This is a genomic window from Haloarcula sp. DT43 (genome assembly GCF_037078405.1).
Lineage (GTDB): Archaea > Halobacteriota > Halobacteria > Halobacteriales > Haloarculaceae > Haloarcula > Haloarcula brevis.
The window spans coordinates 610,801-623,652 of the sequence record NZ_JAYMGZ010000003.1 but is presented as its reverse complement, the minus strand read 5'-3'; the positions used below and the strand labels follow the sequence as shown (position 1 = coordinate 623,652).

General features: G+C 56.1%; 8 protein-coding genes and 1 pseudogene. 5 read left to right on the top strand and 4 right to left on the bottom strand.

Annotated elements, in window-relative coordinates; genetic code table 11:
- The first annotated feature begins 249 nt into the window (after positions 1-249).
- Complete coding sequence (locus VI123_RS19390; protein ID WP_455429073.1) at positions 250-591, top strand: DUF7344 domain-containing protein; 342 nt, start codon at positions 250-252, stop codon at positions 589-591.
- A gap of 406 nt (positions 592-997) precedes the next feature.
- On the opposite strand, the gene VI123_RS19325 is transcribed toward VI123_RS19390, so the two are convergent.
- The 4 genes and pseudogenes from VI123_RS19325 to VI123_RS14665 form a co-directional block, all read right to left on the bottom strand.
- Entirely contained in the window at positions 998-2,836 is a 1,839-nt protein-coding gene (locus VI123_RS19325) for a PAS domain-containing protein (protein ID WP_407067009.1), read from the bottom strand.
- 54 nt (positions 2,837-2,890) lie between these two features.
- Positions 2,891-3,940: pseudogene (locus VI123_RS19320) on the bottom strand (PAS domain S-box protein); the annotation flags it as partial.
- A 410-nt stretch (positions 3,941-4,350) separates the two neighbouring features.
- Positions 4,351-5,835 carry an ATPase domain-containing protein gene (locus tag VI123_RS14670; RefSeq protein WP_336338806.1) on the bottom strand — a complete coding sequence of 495 codons (1,485 nt, stop codon included), beginning with the start codon at positions 5,833-5,835 and terminating at the stop codon, positions 4,351-4,353.
- Between the two features lie 116 nt (positions 5,836-5,951).
- Positions 5,952-6,290, bottom strand: a complete 339-nt coding sequence (locus VI123_RS14665; protein ID WP_336338805.1) for a chemotaxis protein CheW — start codon at positions 6,288-6,290, stop codon at positions 5,952-5,954.
- 458 nt (positions 6,291-6,748) lie between these two features.
- Here VI123_RS14665 and VI123_RS14660 point away from each other — a divergent pair, with 458 nt between their 5' ends.
- From VI123_RS14660 to VI123_RS14645, 4 genes are all read left to right on the top strand, one after another.
- A complete protein-coding gene (locus tag VI123_RS14660) occupies positions 6,749-6,985 on the top strand; it encodes a hypothetical protein (RefSeq protein ID WP_312620297.1) in 237 nt (78 codons plus the stop codon).
- A gap of 315 nt (positions 6,986-7,300) precedes the next feature.
- Complete coding sequence (locus VI123_RS14655; RefSeq protein ID WP_336338804.1) at positions 7,301-8,605, top strand: hemolysin family protein; 1,305 nt, start codon at positions 7,301-7,303, stop codon at positions 8,603-8,605.
- 301 nt (positions 8,606-8,906) lie between these two features.
- On the top strand, positions 8,907-10,970 hold the full coding sequence (locus VI123_RS14650; RefSeq protein WP_336338803.1) for a cation:proton antiporter: 2,064 nt from the start codon (positions 8,907-8,909) through the stop codon (positions 10,968-10,970).
- Between the two features lie 622 nt (positions 10,971-11,592).
- Positions 11,593-12,459 carry an SDR family NAD(P)-dependent oxidoreductase gene (locus tag VI123_RS14645; RefSeq protein WP_336338820.1) on the top strand — a complete coding sequence of 289 codons (867 nt, stop codon included), beginning with the start codon at positions 11,593-11,595 and terminating at the stop codon, positions 12,457-12,459.
- Positions 12,460-12,852: the final 393 nt, after the last annotated feature.

The following is a 12,852-nucleotide window of genomic DNA, read 5'->3' as shown; positions in this document are numbered from 1 at the left end:
ACGCACGAACAGAAGTGTTCCTCGCGCTGTGTCTCCGACTCGTCATTGCCATCACCAACTACGAGCGAGGAAACGAACCGGGCTGTGAGAAACTATGAGATGGATTCTATGACACGCTCTGGTCGATAGTAAATTCTGCAATGAACATCGGTGGCTGTAGGCATCTCACCGGTACGACTGGTGACGGTATATAAATACCGGGAAATCCCGGCATAGCGCTGATTGAAATTCGAGTTGAATAGCGTATAAATGTCATCTCTTGACAAAGGACTATCGCAAGAAGAAACCGATATAGCCGGAGAGCTTTTCCCTGCCCTCGCAAAGAAGCGTCGTCGCATCGTACTGCAGTACCTTCACGAATCGGGGGACGAGAGCGTCACTTTCGAGGCGCTCGTTGAGCATCTCGTCGAGCGGGAGAGTTGCGGTGACGATAGAGAACGAGTAGCAGTCCGCCTCCATCATATGGCGCTGCCGAAGCTGGCCGATGTGGGGGTAGTCGAATACGACCAGCGAAGTGGCTGTGTCCGCTACCGCCCGAATCAACTGCTGGAAACTCTGTTAAAGGCGGGATCTGAAAACGGGACGTGGTGATGGTATACCGCGATATGTCCACCAGAGTGGTCAATCAATATTGACCGACTCCGAGCGTCGCACAGTCGCATTATCTGGGGACACGTGGACGAGTTGAGGGGAGGGGATGTACGCTACTCGTTTCACATTCCCCCTTCGACCTCCTTTTTCAAGTGCACGCCGTTCGAACCTTCGACGACTTCCTGTACGTCTCCGATTGTGGTTCCGTCGCTGAGTTCGGCAGTCATACTGTACATGTCTGTTGGCCGATAGGGTTCGACAGCATATACGTTGCGTGTATCAATTCAGACAAAAGACTTCGCCGTGAGTCACCTGCTCATAGAAGAGGGAGCCGCACCCTGTATGCAGCACGGTCGCCGAAATCTGCTCAGGTGTTGTCAGAAGCGACGTGACCGATATAAAGGATCTATTCAGCAGCAAACTCGACGCCGGTTATTTCGAACCGCGCACCACCCCTGGTACCTTCAGTTAGGTGGATCGCCCAGTCGTGAGCATCGACGACCTGCTTGACGATTCTCAGCCCGAAGCCAGTTCCGTTGTCGCTTGTCGAGTAGCCCGCGTCGAACACGTCGTCACGTTTGTCTTCGGGAATGCCTGTTCCATCGTCTTCGATGTAGAAGCCGTTCTCCAGTTCGCCGACTCGTACCGTCACATCGCCACCTCCGTGTTCGACAGCGTTGCGAATGAGATTCTCAAATACCTGGTTCAATCGCCCTTCATCGGCGCGAATCGTCCGATCGATATCGGTGACGATGCTGGCATCCCTGGTATCGACGTTATCCCAACAGTTCTCCGCAACCATTGCAAGCTTGATCGAGGTTATCTCAGTCGTACTTTCGCCCTCCCGAGCGAGCGCCAGCAAATCAGTGATCAGCGTATCCATTCGATCAAGTGCTCGTCCGATTGCATCGAGGTGGTCACTGTCACACTCTTCGTCCGCCAGTGCCAAGCGACCATCAGCAACATTGAGGGGATTCCGCAGATCGTGGGACACGGCCGACGCAAATTGCTCCAACTGTTCGTTCGTCTGTTGGAGTTGTTTGTTCGCTTCTTGATGCTGAAGTTCATAACTCACCCAGCGACTCATGAGATCTACCAGCGTGACTTCCCACTCGGAGAACTGATCGGCCCGGGCCTCCGTGCCGTAGAAACAGAACGTCCCATAGACCTCGTTCCCGGTAAACACCGGCGCCCCAAGATAACACGAGATTCCCCACTCGGTGAAGCCTGCCCGGTCAGTCTGCTCAGGGGCATCACGTTCGACATCGCCGGCCACGACTGTTTCCTCGGAACTGGCGACGAGTTCGCAGTTCGTGGCCGAGACCGGCACTACGTCTCCCGACTGAATGCTATCATCGTCCGTCGCAACGAACTCAAACACGTACTCCTCACCGCGGATCTCCGACAGCGTCCCGTACTCCGTGTTGAGTTCACTCCGACCGAGTTCCAGTAATGACTGTACTTTGTCCTCGAACGATCCGTGCCGGTCCGAGATGATATCATACATCTCCCGGAGGACTCGCTCGCGGCGTCGTTGGTCGGATATATCATGCTGGAAACCAACGTAATTGACGACCGACCCATCATCGTCACGGACGGGTGCTATCGACACCTGATTCCAGAACTCTGTACCGTCTTTCCGGTAGTTCCGGAGTTCAACGGAGACGGGGTCTTCGTTGTTAACTGCCTCTCGCATCCTTGCAACCGGTTCGGGGTCGGTGGCTTCGCCCTGGAGAAAGCGGCAGTTCCGGCCAAGAACCTCCGCTTCCGAGTAGCCAGTCAGCTCCTGGAATCGGTCATTCACGTAGATGATGGGATTGTCCTCTTGACTCGGATCGGTAATCGTGATACCGATGGGTGCTTCGTCCATCGAGCGGGTATTGCGTGTAAGTATTTTCTGTTGTTCCTTGCGCTCCGTTACGTCCTGGGTGTAAAACGTAAGCCCTCCGTCAAAATCAGGATATATCGCAAATTCCAGACCGGTGTCTATCTCTTCCAAATATCCTTCGACACTAGTTGATGAGCGCGATTCCATGGCGTTTCGGATGACCGGTTCGAATTGCGCGTCTGTAAGCGTCGGAAACACATCCCACAAACGTTGATCCAATACGGTATCCGCCTCTTTGCCGAAAATGCGTTCGGCTCGTTCGTCGAGTTGCGTGACGTTGAAATCGGCATCGACTTCGATTATCGCATCTGTCATCCGATCTTTGATCGTCTGTAACCGCTGTTCACGCTCTTTCAGCGTGGTGATTTCTTGCCCAGTCGAACTGATTGTGGCAAGGGATGGGAAATCAACTGTAACGCGTGTCCCTGTGTCCGTTGTCTCGATGGATAACTCTCCCTCGACTCCCTCGATCAGCCATTTACTGAGCCATAAGCCGACACCCTGACTGTGTGTGAGCGGTGTTTCGACCCTCCTTTCGAAAGACTCTATTTCCCGATCGGTGATTCCCGGCCCGTTATCCTCGATTACCAATCGTGCACCGACACGATCTTGGACCTGAATACGCACCCACGGTTCCGTCGTATCATTATGTCGTGCAGCATTGTCGATCAGTTCCTCAAGCGCACGTTGAATCCCGTCTCGGGCACGTATTTCACACGTTTCGGGAACATCCAGTTCGAACGTCGCGTCAGAATGGTCTTGTCGGACTCGTTGAACCGCCTTTGTCGTGATGTTCGAGAGATCAAACGTAGACAACTCGGCATCTCTTTCGAGTAGTGAACTGTAGGTCCGAGCGGTATTGCTCATCTCGATGAGATCTTCGGCGTTCTCGCTGATCGTCTCTGCCCACTCGATCTGCTCTGGTGACAACGTCTCGTCTTCTTTCAGCAACTCTGCTCTGCCTTGGATGACATTGAGATCATTTCGCATATTGTGGCGGAGATACCGCGTCAAGATTTGTCGAAGCAGATCGAGTTCTGCTTCTCTGTCTTCCAAGTCTTGTTCTCGCTGGATCCGCTCTGTGATGTCACTGAGTACGATGACGAATCCTTCAGTTTCCCGCTCTGCATTGCGGAGAACGGTAGTCGTTGCATTAACGACTCGCCTGTGAGAACTTTTGCGTTCGATAATGATATCCTCCTCCCATTCCGTCTGGTCTTCCAACGTCTGCCAGAACTCATCGTCGAAGATATCTCCAGCCCCATCGGGAAAGAGTATCTGTGGGGACTCCCCGAGGACTTCATCTTCAGTATACCCGGCAATCGATTCGAGAGCCGGGTTTACGTACTCAATTTTGCCAGCAGCGTTGGTCATGACGATGCCATTTCCGGTCGATTCGACGCCCTGCTCGAAGCGGCGGAGTCGTTGCTCACGTTCTTCCAATGTCGAGACCTGCTGCATCAACTCCTGAGACTGTCGACGGCGGACAAGTAACGAGTTCAGTCGCCGAATCAACTGGGGTGGGTCGATCGGTGCATCCACCACCTCGTCATAGAGAATAGTCCTCTCAGGGGCAGACGGACCCCTGTTTCCTTGCTTCAGATCCGTACTCTCGCGTTGAATCAGGACGACTGGACAGAACGCCGGGTCCTCTTGCTCGACCCGCTCGCGTAATGTCGCTCGATACTCGGGGAAAAGGTGATCTTCGATGAGATATATATCGGCGTCCGTCACGGTCTGGCTCGTCTCCACTTCGAACCGGTCGTCGAGCATTCTACTGATTGCAGACCGATTTCCAGCATCGGCGACGAGTAATTGGACCGTCTCGGAAGTTTCGCTCGGTCCGCTGGGGGGTGTCCCCGGGTGGGTCATTATTCTGACTTGGGATCCCGTTGTGGTGGTTCGCCGGCCCGTGGTGAGCCGTGAAGGATTCCGCTGTATTCCCTTAAGGGTTCACCAATTTGGACACCGTTTGTGGTGATTTCGAATTCACGAAAACTGGATTCGAACCCACCAGCTCGTTTTTTGAGTACGCCGATAACCTTTCGAAGCGAACTCTGAATTTCCACGTAACTGATGAATATGATATTGTCTGAAATTTGACTTATCTTGTGGCTTGTGGCAGATGAGAGGCCTGTTACCTGGTGCGTTGTGTCGGTAACGAAGACGGTTACTTCCCTATTGATAAGATAGCGAGTCAGGGACTGGAGATCTCGGTCAAGACCGTCTTCGTTGCCCTTGATCACCGAGGTGTAGCCGCCCACGCCATCGATCATAACCGTCTCTGCACTTTCCTCCTCAACCTCTTGTCGCACCTTGTGGGCGAACTCTTCGGCGGAGAGTGTCCCCGGTTCGATTACGTGGATTGAGAGGAGTCCCTCTTCCCGCAATTCGTCAATCGGGATCCCGAGAGATCGGCATCGGTGTTCGAACGTTTCGATCCGTTCCTCGAAGAGATAAATCACCGACTTACCCATCTGTCGTGCCGCTTGGGCGAGGTACAGTGTTGCGAGCGTGGTTTTCCCGACGCCAGTTGGACCGGTGATGAAGGTCACCGTCCCACGTTCGAACCCTCCCCCAACCATCTTATCGAGCTCGGGGATACCGGATCCGACCGGGGTCGGATCGAATTCACGGTCAGACGGTTCCGGACGAATGCGGGGATATACTTCGAGTCCACTGGAGCGGATTTCGGCCCCGTGGTCGCCTTCGATTTGGCCGACACCCCGGTTTTTCCTGACTTCAATGCGCCGCCCATCGGCGACACGAGACAGTGTAACGACGCCATCACTCAGTGAGCGGATATCTACGGAAGCTTTTTCATTTGTGTTTAGAGTGGCCGTGGCGAGAATTGTGACGCCTCGTTTTTTGAGGAACCGGATGAACGAGAGGATCCGTTTGCGGTAATGATAGTCGGAAGTTTCGAGGTAGCGCAGCTGGGTGATTGGGTCGATGACCACCCGTTCCGGGTCAATTTCTTCGATTGCCTCGTGAATCACCTCGGTGTAGCATTCTTGATCGATATCACTGGAATCGACGAGATCGAATGACGAATCCTCGGTGAAAAAGTCCGAATCGGGGCCGAGATCAAGAAACTCTACAGCGCTAATATCGAGACCGAACTGGGCGGCATTGGTTTTGAGTTCCTCGGCGGACTCTTCCCCGTGGATATAGAGGACTGTTTCGTCGTTGGCAAGTCCTTCGTAGAGAAAGTGCATTCCGAGCGTCGTTTTTGCAGTCCCTGGCTCTCCGGTGACCAGATACATCCGATTCTGGATAAACCCCCCTCGTAATAGTTCGTCGAGACCCCCGACTCCGGTGCTTATCTGCGAAATTGGGGTGTCATTAATCGACATAGATGTTATATTAATAGTAGCGGTACTAACATAGTTATGACTTTGGGAGTTTCTATATCTTGTGGGCGATTTGTGGAGAGTCGTCGTCCTAATTAGCCGTTGCCGGAGTGATGGACTCAAAAAACTTCAGAGACCACCCACCCAACTGAGGATACGGTATCGATTCCCTCACCGTCCAACACGACAATTCGATGCTCACTGTTCCCACCGTCGGTGAACAGGTCTTTCCGATCGGTTTCTAAAATCTTGGTTGGGTTGATGATAGTCGTGGTACGGCCCCGTAGTTCCATGATGTCTTCAACGAACTCTTCTGTGTTCGGCAGTGACGTCATTTCCTCGCTATCGGCGAGTTCTACCACGTATTCGATCCCGAGACAGTAGCGTTCATCCCCGAGGGTGAACGTCAGCACCTGTTCGTCTGGCGTCGCGTTCCGAGACGTGCCTGTGGTACTCATTCTGTTGACTCCGACAGGGTAGCGTTCTCGTTTGCCGCGAGTTTGAACACGTCAACTCGGTCGTACAGTTGATCACTCATTGCCGAGAGTTGCTGGGCATTGGCCGCGACCTCTTCCATGGCAGTCGATTGCTCGTCGATTCCGCTGCGCTGGCCGGTGGTGATGGAGATCGAACCCGTCGAATCACCTACGAAGAAGAGGCTAAAGATCCAATCTCGTGTTGAGCGACTCGCGCTTTGTATCTTGCACACACGCTTCGATATTCTTGGAAGCTGTCAGAACCAGTGTGCGAAACATGGCGCTTCTATTCAGCAGGACGGCTTCTTTTTTCATGGAATATGGGAGAATCATCTGCTAACGAGGCCGCGTAGTAATCAAACAACGTCATAATTAGACGTAGACAGAACCCAAGTGATTTATGCAGTGTACTCTCCTTTTAAATCGAGGTTACTTACCAAATGGGACTTCTTGATTCGTTCGGAACATTAGCTAGTGGTATCATCGCGGCGTTCGTCATGCTGGCCTTTGCCATCCTCAGTTTCTTTGTGACGGTGTTTATCGTGCAAGTTGGTGCTGGGCTGGCCGGCTACTCACCGAGTGGGGATTTCGTTGTGTTGTCGGCAGCGCTGCTCGCAACAGGTGCTATCGTTGCCGGCGCCACTCCGATGACTGCCCTCAGTGGTAGCGGCGAATAGGCACTATCGAGCGATACGCCGCTGACTTGTGCTGACCGATACGCGTTTTGTATCTTGCACATCCAGTTTAATGTTTCCAGAAGCTATCACAAGCGGTTGCGAGATATAGCGAATGAATCAACAGCACAGTCCGGTTTATTCTGGTGTCAACATCGACCCAACCCATCGCTGAACGTGTGTGGATACAGTCGTGGAGTCTCCTAAATACGGTCGCTCTCCTTGGAGATGTGCAAAGCCATTGATCCAGCGCAGCGAAAACCGAAGTCCTCAGAGATCGTCACCGGAATTTACCACCTTGCGACACAAATTGCGGGTATGGTTCTCACGCTGGTGGCTTTCGGTATCGTAGCGATCTGCCTGCTAACGGCGATCAGTGCCTTCTTCTCGAGCAGCGAACTGGCAGTCTTTTCAGTCACTCGTCACCGTGTCGACGCACTCGCCGCGGCCGATGCACCTGGTGCAGCGGCACTAGCGAAGCTGCGAGCGAATCCCCATCGATTCCTCGTCACAGCGCTCGTCAGCAACAATGTGGCGAACATCGCAGCCGCAAGCGTCGCCACCGCTGTTCTGGTGGAATTCCTGCCTGCCAATCAGGCCGCGACTGGGGCAACGGTATTTACGAGCTTTTTTGTTATCGTGTTCGGCGAGATCGCTCCCAAGTCCTATGCCGTCGCTAACGCCGAGCAGCACGCGCTGCGCGTCGCCCGACCAGTCGTCGCACTCCAGCGGGTACTCCGGCCAATCCTGTTCGTCTTCGAGGTCACGACCGGGGCGATAAACCGCGTCACAGGCGGCGAGTCGAATTTCGAGGCCTATCTCACGAGAGAGGAGATCGAGACAATCGTTCTGAGCGGCGAGACCAGCGGCGTCCTTGACCGCGACGAGGGGACGATAATCCGCCGTGTCCTCAACCTAGAGGAGACGACAATCAGAGGGGTAATGGTCCCGCGAACCGCGATGGTTGCGGTGTCCACCGACGCGACCCTCGATGATGCAATCGAAACCAGTTGGCGCGAGCACGTGGCACGGATGCCAGTGTACGGCGATACCCGCGACGACATCCGCGGGGTCGTCGACGTGCGTGACCTCCTTCGGGTCCGCTCCGAGGGAGGAACGCTTGACGATGCGATGACGCCACCCGTATTCGTCCCCGGAACCAAGCCGGTCGACGAATTGCTCACAGAGATGCAAATCGAAGGCTCCCAGATGGCTATCGTCGTTGACGAATTCGGCACTGTTGTGGGACTCGCGACGTTCGAGGATGTGATTGAGGAAGTCGTCGGCGAAATATTCGATAGCGAGGACACCGATCCAATACGCGTAGTCGATGCCGACACTGCCGTCGTCACCGGGTGGGCGACCGTCGATTATGTGAACGAACGTCTCGGAATCGAGATTCAGACGGACGGACCATTCGAAACTGTCGCCGGACTCGTCAACCACCACGCCGGGAGACTAGGTGAAGAGGGCGACCGGATAGAACTTGGGGATATCGTGGTAACGGTGCTCGATACGAACCAGCGACGCGTCCGCCGTGTCCGCATTGACTGGAGCGGGGACGCGGAGACTCCTGATGGCTCGCTGAGTACAGACTCCAAACCCGCTACCGACGATATCTGACAGATTTCGACCCCCGAGAACCGTAGTTCTGAGTACGCCAACTGTATCGTACGCGGTGAATGTGATGCCTTTCAACGACCCCATCGACTGTCTCTAACGCACCGACGAGGTCGATGTGAACTCCCTGGTAATGCGAGATATGCGCCCTGTATTCAGCACGAGCGGGAGAAACTACCAGGGTTCTGTAAGAAGCGGCGTGCTGCAAAGAGAGGCTGGATTCAGCAAAGCAAACTCCTGGTGGCCATTCTTGGAACAGGCTTTTATTTGGCGGGATTGAGTTGATAGACACACTCGCGACTCGATGAGCGCATTCCTTTCCGGCGCATCAGAACTTCATTCTGTACTCCCATTCGACCAACCGGTCGTCGTGCTGGCACTCGCGCTCGTTTCGTTTTTGCTTGCGCCGATTCTTATTGAGCGAGTCGGCCTGCCGGGAATCGTCGGAATCGTCCTCGCTGGGACGGTACTCGGTCCAAACGGAGTAGGTATCTTGGCACTCGGCGACGCAGTCGTCCTGCTCGGGAACGCAGGCCTCGTCTACTTGTTGTTCATCGTCGGGCTGGAACTCGACTTACGTCGCTTCCTCCAGGCGCCACAGGATGCTGCGCTCTTCGGTGGGGTCAGTTTCGGTTTGCCGTTCGTCGTCGGGACCGGCGTCTGCATGGTCGTCCTCGGGTTCGACTTCTGGGCAGCGATGTTGTTGTCGGCAGTTTTCGCCACCCACACACTGCTTGCCTATCCCGTCGTTAACAAACTCGACGTGACGACAAACCCTGCCGTTACGGCCGTCTTCGGTGGGATACTCTTCACTGACACGGCAGGGCTCGTGGTACTGGCGCTCTCCCTAGGCGTCATTCAGGACGGCCTGTCGCTCTGGCTGGTCGGCCAGATTGCAGTCACGCTCGTTGCCCTGTTCGGTGGCCTCTGGCTGGTCATCCCCCTGCTTGCCCGCTGGTTCTTTCGCAACACCAGCCAGGAGAGCTACTTTGAGTTCCTCTTCGTCGCCGTGGTTATCTTTGGATCCGCGAGCCTCGCCGAGGGGCTGGGACTGGCCCCCATCCTTGGGGCCTTCATCGCCGGAATCGCCCTCAACCGGCAGATCATACGAGGTGGCACGCTCATAAACCGAATCGAATTCACCGGAAACGCTCTGTTCATCCCGTTTTTTCTGTTGTATGTGGGGATGCTCGTTGATCCCGCGGTCCTCCTTGCGGGCACAGAGACACTCTGGATCGCGACGGTGATTCTCGGGGTGATGCTCTCGACGAAAGTCGTCGCCGCCGTCGGTGTGGCCGCGATTAAGGGCTACAGCCGTAACGCGACCGGCGTGCTTGTCGGCCTCTCTGTTGGTCAGGCGGCTGCAGCGCTGGCAATCACGCTGCTTGGGTTTGAGGCGGGTGTGTTCGCTTCCGAAGTTCTCAACGCTGTCGTCGTGATGATCCTCGTCTCCGCAATCGTCAGCCCATGGGTGACCGAACGCTACGGGCGCCGTCTTGCCACCGAGGGGGAGGCAGCCACGAGTGCGCCCGAGCCCTACGATCCGCGAATTCTCCTCCCACTGACCCAGGCTGCCGAACTCCAGCGACGCCTGTTGGACTTGGCCTTCGCGCTGAAAGACGATCCCTCGTTGACGCCGGTCCATCTCCTGACAGTGCTCAGCCCTGATGCTAGCGACGAGGAACTGGCTGCGGCCGAGAGGGAACTGGACCGCGCGGCCGAAACCGGCAGCGAAGCGGAGGTTCCAGTCAAAATCGAAACCCGAATCGACCACAGTGTCGCATCCGGCATCGCTCACGCGGCCGTCGAGACCCGGGCCGACCTCGTGCTGCTGGGCTGGGGAGGGGAGATATCCCTCAAGGGGCATGTGTTCGGTACTATCATCGACCAAGTCCGTGACCGCACGACTGATCCAGTGCTTGTCTCGCGACTCGGGCGGCCAATCAACACGACGTCACGGGTGCTCCTCGTATTACCCCCGGCAATTGGCCATCACGAGGGGTTCGCCGAGAGCGTCTATCTCGTCAAGCGCATCGCTCGGAACCTCGGTGCACCGCTTGAGGTAATCGCTGTCGACAGTCTGCTCGCGCGTGAGTCCTACAAACGACTGATTGGAGACGTTCCCCCTGAAATGACCGTGACTGTCTCGACTGTAGACGGCTGGGATGGTCTCCGCGACCGCCTCCAGGCGGCGGGCCAGGCAGACCTCGTCGTTCCTCTGAAACCGCGAGAGGGAAGTCTTGGCTGGACACCAGAACTCCGCGGACTCCCTGCAGACATTGTTGACGCTCCGCCAGAGGCGTTCGTCGTCGTCACACCGCGGCAGGGTGACCCCGGATACGCCGCACGGTTTTTGCGGATCGGGTGATCCCGTATCGAAGTAAATGGTAATCTGAATCAGAATACACCGACCATTGAGTCAGTACAAATATCAACAGTCCTCGACAAGTGACGAACGTTACTGCACGGACCGCATGGAGTACGCAGGATTCACAAAACTTGGCGGGGCGTACCATTGTACCGCTACAAGCACTGATTGGGTGGAGTGCCCTTGCGACCGTCCGGAAGTACATCCGGATTGTGGTACCCCGACCGCCGACGCACTCCGTCAAGTCTACCACAAACAACCGAAGAATCACTCTCCTGGCAGAGTACTCGGTGCTACACAGAGAGTGTCTCACTCACCCTAGCTCGGACGGCAATGGAGGTGTTGACGAAGGGCCTCTCCAGCCTCCTGGTTTATTTCACTCCCTGGTTGCTCGAGCGTCGGGAAGTGAGCGTGTTCTCGGTCTCGCTGAGTTTGTGACGGAGGGAAAGGGGCTGCGGCCACCGTGAGCAGAACAGCGACAACGGCAAGACTGCTCGTGCTGTGGAGGTGAGAATTCCTGTCAGTGGTCCCGTACAGACGTCGAAGCAGAGTTCGCGTGCAGCGACGTCATGCCGTCGGTAGTTATTACACCGAGAGCGACGACTGGCGTTACATGGCAGACATGACCGTCGAGGAGGCGATGGCGAAATACGGACCCAGCGAAATCACCCGTGACAATCTTCTGACGATCGATGACCCGAATTACGTAGCCGACAATGTCGCCATCGTCACCGGTGGCGGGGCGGGCATCGGCCGGGCGGTGTCACTTGCCTTCGCGGCCAACGGCCTCACAGTTCTCGCGACCGACAGAGACGAGGCCGGCCTCGCGGCTGTCGAGGCGGAGGCCGAGGAACTCGACCTCCCCGGGGATATCGTCACTGTCACTGCCAACCTGACCGACGACGCTGACCTCGAACGCATCGTCGACACGGCGACGTTTCACGGGTCGCCCCGGTACCTGATTAACAACGCCGGCATCCAGACCGTCGCACCGATTGAGTCGTTCCCGGTCGAGAAGTACGACCTGATGCACGACGTGATGCAACGGGCGCCGCTACTGCTCACGAAACACTGCCTTCCGCATTTCCGCGCAAACGATGATGGCCGCGGCGTCGTCGGGAACATGTGCTCGGTCCACGGCCACATCGTCACGAAAGACAAGGTCGCCTACAACACGACCAAATTCGGCCTCCGAGGGCTCACCCAGTCCATCGCCGCCGAAGGCGAGGGGAAAGTCCGTGCCTTTACTGTCAGTACCGCCTACGTCAAGACCGCACTGGTCGCCAAGCAGTTGCCCGACACGGCCGACCGGCGGAACATGACTGTCGACGAGGTCGTCGAGAAAGTGATGCTCGAGCGCACCCGCGTCAAAGACATGATGGAACCCTACGAGGTGGCGAATCTATTCGTGATGGGATGCTCACACCACAGCAGCCACCTCAACGGGGGGGACATGACCCACGAGGGCGGCATGAGCCTGACCTACTGAACGGACAGGGGAGCAGGGATTGAGACGGCTAGCCGCGGTGAGGCAGTATGCTAGTCGGTGTCGAGCCACTGTGGAAGGCGAATGCAGACCGCGATGTAGACGACGCAGTGTCACAGACGAAGCACGGGGCACCCTCGAGCGGTCACGGAAACGGGGCCTCGCTGTCGGCGCGTTGCTCGTCGCCGTAGTCGGCACGATCGAACTCTGGCGTCTTGGCTATCCGGGCTGTGTTGACCCCAGAACCCAACCCTGGGAACGAGTCACAGAACAGCGACCGGCGGTAGGGCCCGTGACACTATAGTAGCCATTGAAAATCAATGCACACCTGATCGCACGAGAGCAGTGCGATCAGTGTGTAAATCGTTTCAATTATTACTATAGCGCAGCCTCCGC

Coding starts and splice junctions, on each gene's coding strand:
- VI123_RS14655 (WP_336338804.1), top strand. CDS start 7,301: ATGGTTCTCACGCTGGTGGCTTTCGGTATCGTAGCGATCTGCCTGCTA.
- VI123_RS14650 (WP_336338803.1), top strand. CDS start 8,907: ATGAGCGCATTCCTTTCCGGCGCATCAGAACTTCATTCTGTACTCCCA.
- VI123_RS19390 (WP_455429073.1), top strand. CDS start 250: ATGTCATCTCTTGACAAAGGACTATCGCAAGAAGAAACCGATATAGCC.
- VI123_RS14670 (WP_336338806.1), bottom strand. CDS start 5,835: ATGTCGATTAATGACACCCCAATTTCGCAGATAAGCACCGGAGTCGGG.
- VI123_RS14660 (WP_312620297.1), top strand. CDS start 6,749: ATGGGACTTCTTGATTCGTTCGGAACATTAGCTAGTGGTATCATCGCG.
- VI123_RS14665 (WP_336338805.1), bottom strand. CDS start 6,290: ATGAGTACCACAGGCACGTCTCGGAACGCGACGCCAGACGAACAGGTG.
- VI123_RS14645 (WP_336338820.1), top strand. CDS start 11,593: ATGACCGTCGAGGAGGCGATGGCGAAATACGGACCCAGCGAAATCACC.